14 protein-coding genes, 2 pseudogenes and 1 other annotated feature are annotated in these 14,634 nt (G+C 65.5%); of the genes and pseudogenes, 6 read left to right on the forward strand and 10 right to left on the reverse strand.

Going from position 1 to position 14,634, the window contains the following annotated elements:
- Positions 1 to 2 precede the first annotated feature (2 nt).
- The 9 genes from fabG to JZ792_RS03175 form a co-directional block, all read right to left on the reverse strand.
- Complete coding sequence (fabG, locus tag JZ792_RS03135; RefSeq protein ID WP_216906612.1) at positions 3 to 785, reverse strand: 3-oxoacyl-ACP reductase FabG; 783 nt, start codon at positions 783 to 785, stop codon at positions 3 to 5.
- Between the two features lie 70 nt (positions 786 to 855).
- On the reverse strand, positions 856 to 1,911 hold the full coding sequence (locus tag JZ792_RS03140) for a sugar phosphate nucleotidyltransferase (protein WP_216906614.1): 1,056 nt from the start codon (positions 1,909 to 1,911) through the stop codon (positions 856 to 858).
- A gap of 4 nt (positions 1,912 to 1,915) precedes the next feature.
- Positions 1,916 to 3,148 carry an MFS transporter gene (locus JZ792_RS03145; RefSeq protein WP_216906616.1) on the reverse strand — a complete coding sequence of 411 codons (1,233 nt, stop codon included), beginning with the start codon at positions 3,146 to 3,148 and terminating at the stop codon, positions 1,916 to 1,918.
- Complete coding sequence (locus JZ792_RS03150; protein ID WP_216906618.1) at positions 3,145 to 3,627, reverse strand: MarR family winged helix-turn-helix transcriptional regulator; 483 nt, start codon at positions 3,625 to 3,627, stop codon at positions 3,145 to 3,147. The genes JZ792_RS03145 and JZ792_RS03150 overlap by 4 nt, the downstream gene beginning before the upstream one ends.
- A 38-nt stretch (positions 3,628 to 3,665) precedes the next feature.
- The gene (locus JZ792_RS03155; RefSeq protein WP_216906620.1) at positions 3,666 to 4,142 is read right to left on the reverse strand and encodes a 3-hydroxyacyl-ACP dehydratase FabZ family protein; all 477 of its coding nucleotides are present in this window, start codon (positions 4,140 to 4,142) and stop codon (positions 3,666 to 3,668) included.
- Positions 4,135 to 4,551: an ApeI family dehydratase gene (locus JZ792_RS03160; protein ID WP_216906622.1), complete on the reverse strand. Its 417-nt coding sequence runs from the start codon at positions 4,549 to 4,551 to the stop codon at positions 4,135 to 4,137. Before JZ792_RS03160 ends, JZ792_RS03155 begins: the two co-directional genes overlap by 8 nt.
- Entirely contained in the window at positions 4,541 to 5,134 is a 594-nt protein-coding gene (locus JZ792_RS03165; protein WP_216906624.1) for an NADPH-dependent FMN reductase, read from the reverse strand. The genes JZ792_RS03160 and JZ792_RS03165 overlap by 11 nt, the downstream gene beginning before the upstream one ends.
- A complete protein-coding gene (locus tag JZ792_RS03170) occupies positions 5,134 to 5,991 on the reverse strand; it encodes an alpha/beta hydrolase (RefSeq protein ID WP_216906626.1) in 858 nt (285 codons plus the stop codon). Before JZ792_RS03170 ends, JZ792_RS03165 begins: the two co-directional genes overlap by 1 nt.
- Positions 5,988 to 7,127: a beta-ketoacyl synthase N-terminal-like domain-containing protein gene (locus JZ792_RS03175; protein ID WP_216906628.1), complete on the reverse strand. Its 1,140-nt coding sequence runs from the start codon at positions 7,125 to 7,127 to the stop codon at positions 5,988 to 5,990. The genes JZ792_RS03170 and JZ792_RS03175 overlap by 4 nt, the downstream gene beginning before the upstream one ends.
- A gap of 199 nt (positions 7,128 to 7,326) precedes the next feature.
- On the opposite strand from JZ792_RS03175, the gene JZ792_RS42870 reads away from it, so the two are divergent.
- Both JZ792_RS42870 and JZ792_RS03185 read left to right on the forward strand, forming a co-directional pair.
- Positions 7,327 to 8,298, forward strand: a complete 972-nt coding sequence (locus JZ792_RS42870; RefSeq protein WP_216906630.1) for a 3-oxoacyl-[acyl-carrier-protein] synthase III C-terminal domain-containing protein — start codon at positions 7,327 to 7,329, stop codon at positions 8,296 to 8,298.
- 2 nt (positions 8,299 to 8,300) lie between these two features.
- Positions 8,301 to 9,011, forward strand: coding sequence for a hypothetical protein (locus tag JZ792_RS03185; RefSeq protein ID WP_216906632.1), 711 nt, complete (start codon positions 8,301 to 8,303; stop codon positions 9,009 to 9,011).
- A 154-nt stretch (positions 9,012 to 9,165) separates the two neighbouring features.
- Here the strand turns inward: JZ792_RS03185 and JZ792_RS03190 are convergent, their stop codons facing one another.
- Positions 9,166 to 9,459 carry a cytochrome P450 gene (locus tag JZ792_RS03190; protein ID WP_308165120.1) on the reverse strand — a complete coding sequence of 98 codons (294 nt, stop codon included), beginning with the start codon at positions 9,457 to 9,459 and terminating at the stop codon, positions 9,166 to 9,168.
- A 44-nt stretch (positions 9,460 to 9,503) separates the two neighbouring features.
- On the opposite strand from JZ792_RS03190, the pseudogene JZ792_RS03195 reads away from it, so the two are divergent.
- The 4 genes and pseudogenes from JZ792_RS03195 to JZ792_RS41770 all read left to right on the forward strand — a co-directional run.
- Positions 9,504 to 10,325 (forward strand): annotated as a pseudogene (locus JZ792_RS03195) (aminotransferase class I/II-fold pyridoxal phosphate-dependent enzyme); the annotation flags it as partial.
- A gap of 184 nt (positions 10,326 to 10,509) precedes the next feature.
- Positions 10,510 to 11,289: a tyrosine-type recombinase/integrase gene (locus tag JZ792_RS03200; RefSeq protein WP_254189188.1), complete on the forward strand. Its 780-nt coding sequence runs from the start codon at positions 10,510 to 10,512 to the stop codon at positions 11,287 to 11,289.
- Between the two features lie 1,495 nt (positions 11,290 to 12,784).
- On the forward strand, positions 12,785 to 13,699 hold the full coding sequence (locus tag JZ792_RS03205; protein WP_216906637.1) for a hypothetical protein: 915 nt from the start codon (positions 12,785 to 12,787) through the stop codon (positions 13,697 to 13,699).
- Positions 13,700 to 13,766: 67 nt separating this feature from the next.
- Positions 13,767 to 14,506 (forward strand): annotated as a pseudogene (locus JZ792_RS41770) (IS3 family transposase); the annotation flags it as partial.
- Positions 14,051 to 14,179, forward strand: a sequence feature (AL1L pseudoknot). It overlaps the preceding pseudogene by 129 nt.
- Positions 14,507 to 14,634: the final 128 nt, after the last annotated feature.

Raw genomic sequence — 14,634 nt, forward strand, 5'->3', positions numbered from 1 at the left:
GTTCAGAAGTTTCCGAGTCCGCCGCAGACATTCAGCGCCTGCGCGGTGATGGAGGCCGCGGTATCCGACGCCAGATAGCCGACCAGCCCCGCGACCTCGTCCGGCGTGGAATACCGGCCGAGCGGAATCTTGGCCTGGAAACGCTCGAGGATCGCGTCCTCGGTGGTGTCGTAGGCGGCGGCGTAGCCGAGCCGAACCCGCTGGGCCATGGGCGTTTCCACGTATCCGGGGCAGACCGCGTTCACCGTGATGCCGGTCGGCGCCAATTCGTTGCCGAGCGCCTTGGTGAATCCGACCACGCCGTGTTTGGAGGCGGAATACGGGGCGCCGAGCACCACGCCCTGCTTGCCTGCCGTCGACGCGATATTGATGATGCGGCCCCAGCCCTGCGCCGACATCCCGCCGGTGGTCAGTACCTCCCTGGTCATGCGGAACACGCTGTTGAGGTTGGTCTCGATCACATCGAGCCAGAGTTCGTCCTCGATGTGCGCGGTGGCACCGCCGCCGCTGCGTCCCGCGTTGTTCACCAGCACCCCGACCGGGCCGTACCGATCGACACCGGCCCGCACGAACGCGGCGACCTGCTCGGGCGAGCGAACGTCACAGGCGATGCCGTCGGCCTCGATCCCCTTCTCCCGCAACTGTTCTACCGTCGCGGTGAGATTCTCCGCGTTGCGCGCGCAGAGGAACACCCTGCGCCCCTGCTCCCCGAGCAGTCGCGCGACGGCGAGGCCGATTCCGCTGGTGGCGCCGCTGACCAGGGCCACCTGCTGTGCTTGCGACATGGTTGTTCCGCCTTTCGAAGAAAATGGTTCGAGCGATGAGCGCCGCGCACGGCGAATCCGAGGAGCCGATTCACATCGCTTCGACGCGGCAGTGGTCGGAGATCAGGACCCGGCCCCGTTCGGCCACACCGGATACCGACGCGGCGCGGCCGATGATCGAGCTGCGCATATTGCGTACGGCGGAGACCGACGACCGGTCCATGAGTATCGAATAGGTGATCTCGGACGACCGCACCTCACAGTGCCGCCCGATGGACGTGTGCGGCCCGATATCACTGTCCTGCACCGCGGTTCCGGCGCCGATGACGACCGGACCCTCGATTCTGGATCGGACGATGCTCGCGCCCTTCTCCACCACGACCGAGCCGATCAACTCGCTGAATCCGTCGACCTGGCCCGCGACCGACGACCGCAGATCCTCTAGCACCTTCTGATTGCATTCCAGGACATCGAGCACGTCGCCCATATCGATGTACGGCCCGTCGAACTGACTGGCCACGACCGGGAAATCGCGATCCAACAACCATTGCACGGCATCGGCGAGATACCGTTCTTCCGCGTCGTGCGGGATCGAATCCACCGCCCCGTGGATGGTCGACGTGAAGAAATAAACGCCCGTCAGAACTATATCGTCGCGCGCCTGCTCCGGCTTTCCGTCGAGTTCGGTCACCGAACCGTCGTCGCCGATCCTGACGACGCCGAATCCGGTGGGGTCGATCACCTTGGCGACCACCACTTGCGCGGCGGGGCGCCGCTCCTGGAATTCCAGAGCCGTGTCGACGATCCCGTTACCGAGCAGGCAATCGCCCCGGTAGACCACGAAATCGTCGTCGCGGAGAAAGTCGCGCGCCGACCGGACTCCCTGCGCGAGACCGAGTGGCGCGGATTGCAGAATGTAGGTAATGGACAGCCCGAGCCGCGCCGGGTCGCCGATTTCGTCGGCGATACGGGAAGCGAACTCCCCGGCGACAATTCCTACCTCGGTCACTCCCATATCGCGGACTTGTCGCAGGATATGGATCAGCATCGGCTGGTTGGCGATCGGAATGAGATACTTCGGCATCGATGCGACGAGCGGCCGCAATTCGGCGTCCGCGCCACCGCTCGCGAAGATAAGGCCCTTCATCTGGTTACTCCCCATTCGAACGACGACGGTGCGGGATGACACCGACGGCACCGACGATCGAGCCGAACAGCCCGACCGCCGTGATCAGCACCGTCGCCGCGCGGGCGCTGTCGTCTTCGACGGCCAGAGCGACGGAAACCAGGACCAAGACGGCTACCGCACCCGCTTGGACCGACGCTTGATACACGCCACCGACCACCGCTCGATCGGCGTCGGCGGCCCGCTCCACGGCCTGCGTGTTCAGTGCGGTGAAACACAGCACGAACCCGGCCGCGACGAACAGCAGCGTCGGCAGCACGTCCGCCGGGTAACTCGCGGGCGGCTCCCGCAGCGCGTACACCGCGTAACCGACGGGCGGCGCCAGCGCGCCGACGGCGATGAGGCGCGCCGCACCGACGCGGCGCACCATTCGTCCTGAATGCAGCGCCGTCACCACGAGCGGAATGCTCGCGGGCAACAACGCCAGCCCGGTGCGCGCCGGACCCCAGCCGAGCCCTTCCTGCAGTTGCCTGGTCACGATGAACAGCAGGCCGAGGTAGGAGCCGTTGAGGGCCGCCGCGCCGAGCGCCGAGCGCGGCAACCCGCCGCCCGCCGCGGCGCGTCGCACCGGTCCGATCAAATCGATACTCGTTCGGGCGTAACGCTTTCCGGAAGCAGCGTCGGTGGGCAGCAAGCGCATTCCCGCGACGAACAGCGCGAGCACCAGCGGCGCGGGGAATACCACCGCCCACCGCCAACTGGCCTCGGACAGCAAACCCGACACCATCAGCCCGGTGGTGAATCCGCCCGCGCCCGCCAGGGTGTACACCGAGACCGCGCGGTCACGCTCGGCGCCGACCGGAAACGCAGTGCTGATGATGGCCAATCCGGCCGGCGCGGTGAAGGCGGCGCTCAACCCCTTGACGACGCGGGTGAGAACCAAGAAGTACAGGTTGTCGACCACGCCTGCCGCCGCGGACGCCGCCGCGAAGACGAGCAGCGCCGCGAGATAGGAGCGGCGTCTGCCGAATCGTTGGACAATCCAGCCGTTGAACGGTAGGAGTGCGCCCATGCCGAGCGCGAAACCACTGATGAGCCACTGCGCCCCGACCGGACCGAGCTGGAGATCCCGTTCGATCGAGGGCGCCGCGACAATCATCACAGACACTTCCACCGCGTCGATGAGCATATTGGCCGCGAGGACCATCAACAATGCCCATCGACGTCGGGTGGATATTTCCGCGACCGCGACGGTCACGGAATTGTCGGATCCATCGGGTCGGTGTTCTCGATATTGTTGATCATGGTGAACATCAGATTGAGCACCGATTCGTATTCGGCGGCGGAGATTCCGCGCCGCAAAATCGCGGACGAGCCGTTCTGGGTCCGTTCCATCGCTCGGAACCCGGCGCTGCCGTCCTCGGTCAAGGACAGCGCGCCTTTGCCGTCGGCCACCACCACCCAGCCTCTTTCCACCAGGTCGTCGACGAGCTTTCGCAGTTCGGCCTCCTCGAAGAAGGCGCGCGCGGAGTCGGCGAGCCGAGCGAAATCGAGTCCGGGATACGCGGAAATCGTCCGCAGTACCTGCCAGTGCCCTCGGCCGAGCTGATACCGCTGCCCGAGCAGCTTGTCCACGTAACCTGTCAGTGCCGCGTCGAGCAATTTGACGACATACCCGAGCGGCGCCTTGGGGATCTCGTTGTTCGACGCCTCATCGGATGAATCCGCTGATTCCATGTCATTCTCCTGAGTGATGTCGAAGACCTTGCCGGATATCAACTCTCGCGTTCGAGCACCTCGGGCCTGCGCACCGCGGCGACGATCGTGCCCACCTCCATGGCGGGCTGATCACCGATGCACGTCCGCCCCGTGAGGAACGCGTTGTCGCCCACCACCTTGGTGATACGCACCGAATGCCTCAGCACGTCACCGGGATACGCGTGCCGGTGGAAGACCACGTCCCTCGCCACCGCGAATACGAGCTGCCCCGGCGACTCCGCACCGGAGGTGCGGATCCCCGCCAGCCAGAGCAACGCGCCACTCTGACAGAAGGATTCGACGATCAGCGGACGCGGGTAGGCGAAGCCGCCCGGCGGCGCGGCCGCGAGTGCCGCGCGGTAGCAGGGCTCGGTGGCGGTGATCGCCTTCACCGCCACCAAGGTCTCGCCCGAGGTCATCTCGTCGACCCGATCCACCAGCAGCATCGGATCGCGGTGCGGCAGGATCTGCCGAATCATCGCCTGATCAAGCACGATTGCTCCCGCCGATCCGATAGGTCAGCCGCAACTGGGCCACGCGGACAGCATTGTCGTTGCGGCATTCGGCGCGCACCGCCACAGCCGAATCCGCCGTGACACTGCACCGGCACGAAATAGCCAGCGTGTCACCGGGTATCACGGGCGCGCTGAATCGAACGGAGTCCACCGCGGCCAGTTCGAGCCAGAGCTCGAGCGATCTGGCGAACTCGTCGGCCACCTGGCCGACGGACTCGATCAGGAAGACGCCAGGATAGATGGTGAAATCCGGGAAATGACCGGCGAGATAAGGATCATCGGCGCGGATGAGCTTGTACGCCAGAAGATCGACCCCGGACTCCGACTCGGACTGCCATTCGATGCGATCGGGTGCGCCGCCGAGTGGCGGCGCGTGCTCAGCCCGCATAGGGCCGCCGTTCTCTCGCCTCGCGCAGCGCCTGCGCCCACCACACCAATTGATCGATAAGCTTTTTCGCCGCGACGCCTGCGGCTTCCGCGTCGGCGGGTACGCCCGCCTCCGTGAATTCGCCCCACACGTTGTGGAAGCTGATCATGTCGCGGACCGTGACCGCGTGCACCTCGGCGAAGATCTGGCGCAGATGTTCGGCCGCGCGCAGACCACCGCCCATCCCGCCGTAGGAGACCAGCCCGACGGGCTTGGCCATCCATTCCGCGTTGTACCAGTCGATGGCGTTCTTCAGACCGGCCGGCACGGTGTGGTTGTACTCCGGCGTCACCACCACGAACGCGTCGGCGGCGGCCAGACGTGCGCCCAGGCGCCCGTGGACTTCCGCCACCGACGGCTCGGGGGCCTGCCCGAAGGCCGGGATACTCAGGGGCAGTGGGTAATCCAGCAAATCTATGAGATCGACTCGGACGGTGTCGTGTGCGTCGGCCTCGGCCGCGAACCACTTCGCGACCGTCGGTCCGAAGCGAGCCTGCCTGACACTGCCTATGACGACCGCCAACTCGATCGGGGACTCCGACATTATCTTCCTTTCATCAGCAGGCATTCCTCCATGAACGCGAGGACACGGAGGTGGTAGGCACGTGCGGTCCACCCGAGACTGATGTTGTGGCCTGCACTGGATTGCCGGTCCACACGGGCGATGTCGGCGGGGAACAGGCCTGTCAACTCGGCCACCGCTTCCTCGCCGTGACACCACCACCGCTCCCGCTCGGCGAAGGTGAAACGGACCGGAATGCCGACCCTACCGGCGATGTCGGAGAATTGCGACAGCCAGGTCAGCGCCTCGCCGACCTCCACCGCCGGCGTCGGCGCCACGAGCGCGGCGCTGAGCTGAAAAGTCTTGGGCGGGTAGTCCCGCAGCAACCCCCAGTTCAGCACGGACTGCCATTTGGGGTGCGCCAGGAACTCCGCCGGATCGACCGCGAACCGCAGCCCGCAACCCGACGCGTCGAGCCCGATCAACCCGGCTCCCGCCCTCCGATCGATCACCGCGAGCGCGACCTTGCTGCCGAAAGAGTGGGCCACCAAACCGAATCCCGCACCCACCGGGTACCTGGAGTCGAAATCTCGCAGCCCCGCACACAGGATCTCGGCCTGCGCGGCCACCGACCGACCATCCGGAAACTCCGCGGCCGACAACCCGTAGCCGGGGCGGTCCACGGCGAGCACCGACCAGCCGAGTTCGGCGCCGAGATCGAGGAGGGACTGGCCCGGCACCGCACCGGCGTGAAAGTAGCCCGCCCGCATACCCGTACCGTGCAGGGCGACGATGACCCCGGTGGGCGGGCGGTCGTCGGGCATACTCAGCAGCGCCGACAACCGGACCCCCTCCGCGTCCAGGACGATCTCCTGAACCGTGCCCACGAGACTCGTCATCGCAACCGCAGCAGCGCGGCGGCGGTCGTGCCGCTGTCATCGACGGAGGTGACGACAGCGAATCCGCCCGCGAGCGAAGGATCCCGGTCGGCGACACTGAGCACAGCGGCGAGTTGGAAGGCCGCCGACACGGCGTGCGTCTCCCCGATCAACCGCCCGATCGGCTCCAACAGCACAGCGTCCGGCAGTATTTCGCCGAGCGCGGCCAGCTCACCGTCGCCGAGTTCGTTGGGCGCGCCGGACGGGCACGCGAGGCGCACTCGGGCCGCTTCGATCCCGGCGGTGGCCAGGACGCGATCGACACACATCCGAACCACCGCTCGCCAGTCGCCATCCGTGCAGTTCATGACCTGGATCGCGTGGATCTCGGCGATGGGCTCGGCCACCGGGGAGTTCGTGAGCGCGAACATCGCGCAGCCCTCGCCCAGCGGATCGGCCGTCTCACCGGCCGCACGCGCTATCCAATGCCTCGCTTCGGAGTATTCCTCGGCCGACCCCGCGAGCACCGTCCGCGCGCGGCCCGTCAGCAACAGTCGGCGCGCGTAGTTGAGGGCGAGCAGACCCGCCGCGCGACCCGCGGCCACCGTGGCATTCGGGCCGCGCAGTTTGTGCCAGATCGCGCACTGCCCCGCGGAGCCGTTGATCACCGCGTACGGGATGAGGCCGGACTCGACCCGGAACGGTTCGTCCGCAGTCAACGACGCCCGCACGAAGTCCATCGCGCTCTGCGCGCTGCCCACCGTTGTTCCGAGGACCAGGCCGAGTTCTTCGGCGGGAACCTCTTCGTCCATCGCACCGAGCAGTTGGCCGACGGTGATCACCGCCATGCCAGTCAGGCGATTCATCGTCCGCGTGCCCTTCTTGCCGAGGGCCGCCCGGACATCGAAATCCGGTATCAGGCACGCACCGCCCGCCGGACCCGACACCGGTTCGACTGCTCCGGCCCGCCCCATACCGGCGCGCACACCCTCGGAGAACGCGGCGCGGCCGACCCCGAAAGGCGAGGTGGCCGACCATTCAATCAGATTGAGAGTGCCATTCAATTCGATGCCCCTGTCGTTCTCAGGAAACCATTTCATCGCGCTGTCGTGCTGCCGCAGCGCCGCGAGATGATCTCGATTCACCTCGACAGCCACTTCTCCGGACACTATTGAGAGTCTTCTTCGCCAGGGGCCGCGGCGCAAGAAAAAGCACTCTAGGTTTTCACTAGGATCGGGCCGCGTTATTAACACGACATAGTGCCGACCTAACGATAATGTAGTGCGCGCCGTCTTGTGTCGCCGTGCCCGCATCGAAGATGCTGGTTACCGAAGCAGGCAACCCACAGGAGTGCGAGTGGAAACCAAGCCACAAGATCCGGCCGTCACGATAGACGTGGTCGAATCGTTCTTCCCCGACCGCACGGCGACTGTAGAAGAACGAGCCGTCGAGCTGGAATTGAACGCCGCGCAAACACATATGTTCCGCCGGTTCCAGGGACTCGACCGCATGCACTACGATCCCGAGCTCGACTTCTACGACCTGGTGCTGCCGCCCGCGCGACGCGTGCTGGAACAGACCGACAGGCAATCCGTTCGCTACCTCATCCATTGCCAGGGTCTGCCGCGCCCGACGACCCCCGGACACGACATCGCGGCGGATCTCGCGCAGCTGCTCGACCTCGAGCACGCCACGGCATTCACACTGACGCAACAGAATTGCGCTGTCCCTCTGGCGGCGGTCGACATCGCCGGCGCGCTGCTGCGCGATCACAGCGACCCCGACGCCCGCGCGCTGATCGTCGCGGGCGATAAACCGATGAGCCGGGTCGAAAAGCTATTGGGTAATACCTGCATCGTGGCCGACGGTTCGGCGTCGTGCCTGGTGTCCCTCAATGGCACAGGCGCGACGGTTCGATCCTTCGCGACCGTATCCAAAGGGGAATACTGCGACCCCATCAATATGACGGCGGTATTGGGTAAAGCATCCGCCGAGGAGCGGCCGCGCAATCTCCTCGGCGTCATGGAGGAAGCCGCGAAGACGGCAGGCTATACCCTCGACGATCTGCAAATCGTCATACCGCCGAACCCGAATCTCACCTATTGGACCGAAACGGTCCACGACGAAGGACTCCGCAGCAAATTCTTCGTCGACAATGTCCCCCGGTACAGCCATTGCCTCGGTTCGGACGTGCTGATCAATTACGTCACCCTCGCGAACGAAGGACGATTCGAACCGGGACGGCCGTCGATGTTCATCGCGATCGGATTCGGTATGACATTCTCCGCGATGGTCTTCACGCCGCCCGCCGACAAAGGAGCACGGTAACGATGGCGCTTCGACTGGGTACCACGGCCACGGTGATCGGGTCCGAACTCGACGATGAACCGCGCCCTGCCGACCATATCGACCTCGTCGATCGGCTCGTCGCGCAGATCCCGGCCGAGAGCTTCGGCGGCGACCTCGCCCTGCTCGCTTTCGCGCTCCCCGACAGCCGCCCCTACCTCACGGCGGTCACCCACCTGAATCGACTGACCGGGGGCCGCGCGCACAGCCTCGCCGTCACCGGCCAGGGCCTCGGCTCCCCCTTCACCGCGCTGCGGATCGCGATGTCGTACGAGCGGTCCGGGCGGACCTCGAAATCCGTTGTCGCGATTCTCGAATCGGCGACGCCGGACGTCAGTGACCGACCGGATCGCGTGAAATCGGATTCCGGGGTCCTGCTGACTTTCGACACAACGGCCGGTCACCGGCGCGTCGAGGAGATCTTCACCCTGAACCGGGCCGAGGCGCCCCGGTTCGCAGGACTCGTTTCCGATACCGGACGCCTGCTCGTGGTCACGGGACCGACCGCGGACCCCGCGATCACCCCCGACGACCGGGTGCACGTCCATCGAGCGAGCGAAGGAAGTTATTGCACCAGTGTGTGGCTCGCGCTGGCGAGTAATCGGGAAAGGTGGGAGGCCGACTACGATGTCATCGCGCTCTTCGACACCGATCCGCATACCGGCGTCAGCCATGGCGCGATACTGCGTCGATAAGCACGGTGCGTGCGGCGTCGACAGGCACGGTTTCACCTTCGGACTGCTGTACGCGAACGAGAAGTACGGGGCCGATGCGGCCGGGACTGAGATTGCGAAGGTCGCCGCCGCGCGCGGCCTGTGACACGACGCCGGGCTCGGCGCGAGCGAGCTGTCACGGTCGGTCCCTGCGCGTCACCCGCATCGGCACCGCCCCATCAGGTCCACCCGTGAACGACAGAGCCCGCCGGATCGGTTCCCGCGTCGCCGAATCCAGAGTCAGGCGCTGTGCCAGCACGGCCAGCGACAGCACCAGTTCCATGACGGCGAAATTCTGGGCGATACACACCCGCCTGCCCGCGCTGAACGCCAGCGATCCGTGCCTGCGTTCGGTGGTCAAGTTCTCCGACAGGTGGCGGGTCGGATCGAATCGCTCCGGGTCGTGCCACACCGTCGCGTTGTGGTACACCCCGTGCAGGCTGATTCGTCACCGGCGAGATACCGCTGTACGGCGTGCTCGAACGTCGCCTCGCCGAGGCGTACGGGGCGGGCGCGGCGCTGGTGTCCTCCAGCGGATTCCTCGGCAATGCCGCGGTGATCGGCTTCCTGCTCGGCGAAGGCGATGTGGCGGTGTGTGATTCCCTGGCCCACGCCAGCCTGGTCGCCGGAACGCAGTGGGCCGGATGCCGCAGGCTGGCCTTCCGGCACAACGATCCCGAATCGCTCGCCGCGCTGCTGCGCTCCTCGCGCCACCAGTACGACCGGGCCCTGGCGATCATCGAGGGGCACTACAGCATGGACGGCGACCTCGGGCGGATCGCCGAGATCGCCACCGTCGCACGCACCTACGACTGCGCGGTACTCGTCGACGAGGCACACGCCCTCGGCGTCACCGGACCGACCGGGCTCGGGAGCCGCGAGCATTTCGATCTGCCCGCCGACCTCGTCGACCTCTGGGCGGGCAGCCTGTCCAAGGCGCTCGGGAGTACCGGCGGATTCGTCGCGGGGGACGCCGAGCTGATCGCCGCGCTGAAATACACGGCCCCCGGGCTGGCGCTCTACACCGCGGGACCCTCCCCCGCCAACATCGCCGCGGTCGACGCCGGTCTGGACGTCGTGCGCGACGAACCCGACCGACTGACCCGCCTGTGGTCGAATGCCGCGCTGTTCACCGCCGCGCTGCGCGAACACGGCATGGATCTCGCCGATTCGCAGGCCACCCCGATCGTGCCGGTCATCGTGCCGGGCGAGATCCGCGCCGGATACGCGGCCGCGGCCATGCTCCAGCGCGGTTACAACGCGGGCGCCATCCTGTCGCCCGTGGTGCCCGCGGGCACCGAGCGGTTGCGTTTCTTCCTGACCAGCGAGCACACCGAGCGACAGCTGCTCGACACCGTCGAGGAACTCGCCGAAGTCCTCGCGATCGTCGAGCAGATCCCCGATCTGACCCTCGCTGCCGCGACATCACTCGGCCCCCTCCCCGCCCCCCGGCGTCAGCAAATCCGCGGTCAAGAACGGATTGGCCGCACTGGCACGAGTCCTCGACCAAGCCGTCCGCGACGAGGTGATCGAACGCAACCGCGTGGAAGTCGTAGGCTGGCAACGCCAGTACGAACGCTACGAAGACGAACTCGACGACCCTCGATCACTGGCACTGCCGGACTGGGCCACCTTGACCACGCTCGCCGACTCCCTGGTGTCCGCCTCGACCGACGGCTACCGAGGATGGGGCGATGTCGTGATCTTCGCGGCCTGCACCGCGGTCCGCATCGGGGAAGTCGCCGGATGCCGGGTCGGCGACATCGACACCAGCGAATGGGTGTGGCGACTACGACGCCAGACCTCGCCCGGTCCCGGAGGCTTGAAAGACAAAGGCACGAAAGGAAAGAGATCCCGCAGAATCCCCATCATCGAGGACATCCGCCCCCTGGTACTCAAACGGATCGACGCCTCCAACGGCAAGACCGACGCCCGACTGTTCGTCGGACCACGCGGCGGCCGCATCCAAACCGGAGTACTCCAGAAGGCCACACACTGGCACAAGGTGGTCACCAAACTCGGATACGAACACCTACGCCGCCACGACCTACGCCACACCGGCCTGACATGGCTCGCCGACGCCGGAGTCCCCCTGCATCGGCTCCAGCAGATCGCCGGACACACCGACCCTCGGATCACCCAACGCTACCTACACCCCGACATCGAATCGCTCCAGAACGACGGCAACCTGCTCACCATCCACCTACGAGCCCCGCAAAGGTCCCCGAATGGTCCCCAACTACGAGTGGTCGGACAATGACAAAACCCCTCCCGATGCTGGTCGGAAAGGGTTTTGCAACTGTCGGGCTGACAGGATTTGAACCTGCGACCACCTGACACAGGTTCCAGTTTGCCGGACAGGTCTCGATAGCACCCAAAAGTACTGGAAATTTATCTCTTTCGCGTTCCACATCCTGCCCGACACTTCCCAAAAGGACCGGTCGATTCCCTCCGAAAGTGTGAGATTTTGGTGAGACGGCCCGGGCCGCTTCCGGCCGCGCAGGCAGGTAGCAGCATGCGCACTGCATCGTGCGAAGTCACGTCGGCGCAGATCCGGCGACATCGAGTCCATCAGGCCCCGCGACGATACGTCTTCGGCGCGTCGCTTCGCCGCCACGCCGATACATTTCCACATGAGCGAATCTTCAGCTACCACGTTGGGCGAACTCGTTCGAGTCCCGCAAACTCCAGGGCCGTCCCCGATCAACAGAACTATTGTTCGAAGGTTGGAACGAGCGCCCGAACGATCCAGGGCCATTTGGATACTCCTGTGAAGGCGACGTCGTGGATCCGTAGCCACTCGAACGACTGGATCGTGGCATTCACTTGAGGAGACGTCATCGACCTCTCTTCGGAGGCCTTACAGAAGGCCCCGGCGGCCAGAGGTAGGCGATCTCGTCGCTGTAGCGCCGCCAGCCGATGCTGAGCGGGGAGGCGCGACTGCACGGCCGCGGCAGATCGAACCCCGACACAACCGATCGGACCCCGGATTCGAAGTACCCCAATTTCCGGAACTACAAGTATCTCCCACGGACGGGGGTTGGGCCTGATACCCCGGAATCCGGCAAAACAGCAGGTCATGGCGACCGGTCGAACGACGTGCTTCGGGCACGTACCGAATGAAACCTCAAGTTCTGCAGGCCGTCGGGCACGTCAGAATCATCCGCGAACTACATGAACTGCCGCTCAAGCAAGGCGTACAGGTGGGCTGCTACGAGTCGAGTAACCGGCTACGCTATCGAACCCCTCGAGGTCCGGCGATCGTTGTGTGCATCACAGGTGCACACCGGCTCCGCGTCCGATGATCGAGCGTGCAGGCCGAGTCGATGTTCCGGGCCATCAGCCCGTCGAGCACCCCGACGTGATCGGTTGACCGCAATGAACATTTCAGTTGTTTCAGTCAAGGCCACCGTCCTGACCGTCGCGGTCGGGCTGTGTCTGGTAGCGGGAGGATGTCGCGATCGCGACCAGAATCCACAACACGTGCCGAGCACGATCCCCGCGACGGTGACGCCGCAGACCGCAGTTCCGTCCTCGACCGAGGGCCAACTGCCGACCAACGCCATACCCCCAACCAACGGCGTGGCACCAACCACACAGCCGTCATCGGCACAGAATTCGCCGCCGATCATCACCCGAATCATTCCGCCCACCGCGACCCCGTTGCCGCACACCCAGACAGAGCCGTCAGGCTTCGGACCCCCGGAACCCACATCGCCGGCACCGAAAGATAAGTCTGTCGAGCCGGGGACGCCATGAGTGCGCGTGAACCCGCGACCGTCGGATCGGCGTGGTCTCTGATCACCGTCGTCGCGTCCCAAGCCGTAGTGGTGACCGGTGTGCTCTACTACTTCGGATGGGCCTACGCCAGCGCCTACTACCAGCATTTCGGCGTCGACCTGCGGTTACTCGGATTCTCCACCCAAGACTACGTACTGCGCAGCCTCAACGGCGGCTTCCGCCCGGCCGTCGTCGCGCTCTTCATCACCATGGTGTTGTTCGCGGCACGCCGACTACCCGAATGGCACGCGATCCGCCGCCGCAGGCCACGACGAGTGCTGCGCATGTGGGTAGCCGCTACCTGCGCCACAGGTGCAGCGATCACCGTGCTCGTCGCAGCGGTCATGTTCATCCGGCTACCCGAGAGCACCCCCGCCGGGATCACCAGCGCTCTGGGCCTCTGGCTGCCGGTCATGCTGATCGCAGGCGTCGCACTGCTCGGATACTCCAACGCACTACGCATCAGGCATCGTGCACTACTCGGCATCCGTGCGCGCAATGCGGACAGCGATACCGCCACGCTCAGAATCAACATGGCCGCGTTCATCGCCCTCGCTCTCATCGGATGCCTGTGGGCAGTGGGTTCCTACGCCCACCGCGAAGGCACCGCCACCGCCCAACAAGCCGAGAACCAACACTTCCACCACTACCCATCGGTGATGATCTTCAGCATCGACAGACTCGGCATCGAAGGCCCCGGCACCGTCACCGGCCACATCGACCACCCCGACGAACGCTACAAATGGGTCTACAGCGGCGTCTGGCTTCTCGCACGCACACCCGACCGCTACATCCTGCTCCCCCAACAATGGAAAGCCACCCGAGACCGCGTATTCGTCATACCCGACAACGACACCATCCGAATCGACATCGCGCGCACCCCAAACTAATTCGGGCCGCGCGTAGTGAATCCCCCCGGCTTGTCTGGAGACTTCGTTGCTTGGGAAGGATGGAGTCATGTCAGGATCGTCGAAGAGGTACCCGCCGGAACTTCGTGAACGGGCGGTGCGGATGGTCGCCGAAGTCCGGTCGCAACACCCCTCGGAGTGGGCTGCGATCGCCTCGGTCGCGAGCAAACTCGGGATCGGGTCGACCGAGACCCTGCGGAACTGGATCCGCAAGGACCAGGTCGACGCCGGCCAGCGACCGGGTGTGAGCACCGATATGGCAGCAGAGATGCGCCGGCTGCGGGCCGAGAACCGAGAGTTGAAGCGCGCCAACGAAATTCTGCAATCTGCGTCGACTTTCTTCGCGGCGCAGCTCGACCGCCGAAACACGTGATCGTCGATTTCATCGACACCCATAAACAGGAGTTCGGCGTCGAGCCGATCTGCAGAGCGCTCGCCGAGCACGGCTGCAAGATCGCGTCGTCCACCTACTACGACACCCGCAACCGCCCGGCCTCCACACGCGATCGGCGCGATGAATTCCTTCACGCCGAGATCACCCGCGTCCACGCCGAGAACTACTCGGTCTACGGCGCCCGCAAAGTCTGGCTGCAACTACGACGAGAGGGCATCGAGGTGGCGCGCTGCACCGTGGAACGGCTCATGCGCAAACATGGCCTGCAAGGCGCCCGACGCGGCAAGGTCAAACGCACCACGATCACCGACCCGCACGCCCGGCGTACCGAGGATCTGGTGCAGCGAAAATTCAACCCGACGGCACCGAATGTGTTGTGGGTAGCCGATTTCACCTAATGGGTGAGTCGGACCCGTCCGACACGCCGAGAGGCGGACCGGCAGGTGGTCACTGAGATTTCACCGATCCGGGCGCAGTCTGATCAGGCAGCGAGCTGCCGACAGGTGATCACTACATGTGATGA

Origin of the sequence: Nocardia noduli, from assembly GCF_019038455.1 — a bacterium.
Taxonomy (GTDB): Bacteria; Actinomycetota; Actinomycetes; order Mycobacteriales; family Mycobacteriaceae; genus Nocardia; species Nocardia noduli.

What these genes read in the sequence shown, in the direction of transcription:
- fabG (WP_216906612.1), bottom strand. Translation starts at nt 785, where the DNA reads ATGTCGCAAGCACAGCAGGTGGCCCTGGTCAGCGGCGCCACCAGCGGA.
- JZ792_RS03140 (WP_216906614.1), bottom strand. Translation starts at nt 1,911, where the DNA reads ATGAAGGGCCTTATCTTCGCGAGCGGTGGCGCGGACGCCGAATTGCGG.
- JZ792_RS03150 (WP_216906618.1), bottom strand. Translation starts at nt 3,627, where the DNA reads ATGGAATCAGCGGATTCATCCGATGAGGCGTCGAACAACGAGATCCCC.
- JZ792_RS03160 (WP_216906622.1), bottom strand. Translation starts at nt 4,551, where the DNA reads ATGCGGGCTGAGCACGCGCCGCCACTCGGCGGCGCACCCGATCGCATC.
- JZ792_RS03165 (WP_216906624.1), bottom strand. Translation starts at nt 5,134, where the DNA reads ATGTCGGAGTCCCCGATCGAGTTGGCGGTCGTCATAGGCAGTGTCAGG.
- JZ792_RS03170 (WP_216906626.1), bottom strand. Translation starts at nt 5,991, where the DNA reads ATGACGAGTCTCGTGGGCACGGTTCAGGAGATCGTCCTGGACGCGGAG.
- JZ792_RS03185 (WP_216906632.1), top strand. Translation starts at nt 8,301, where the DNA reads ATGGCGCTTCGACTGGGTACCACGGCCACGGTGATCGGGTCCGAACTC.
- JZ792_RS03205 (WP_216906637.1), top strand. Translation starts at nt 12,785, where the DNA reads ATGAGTGCGCGTGAACCCGCGACCGTCGGATCGGCGTGGTCTCTGATC.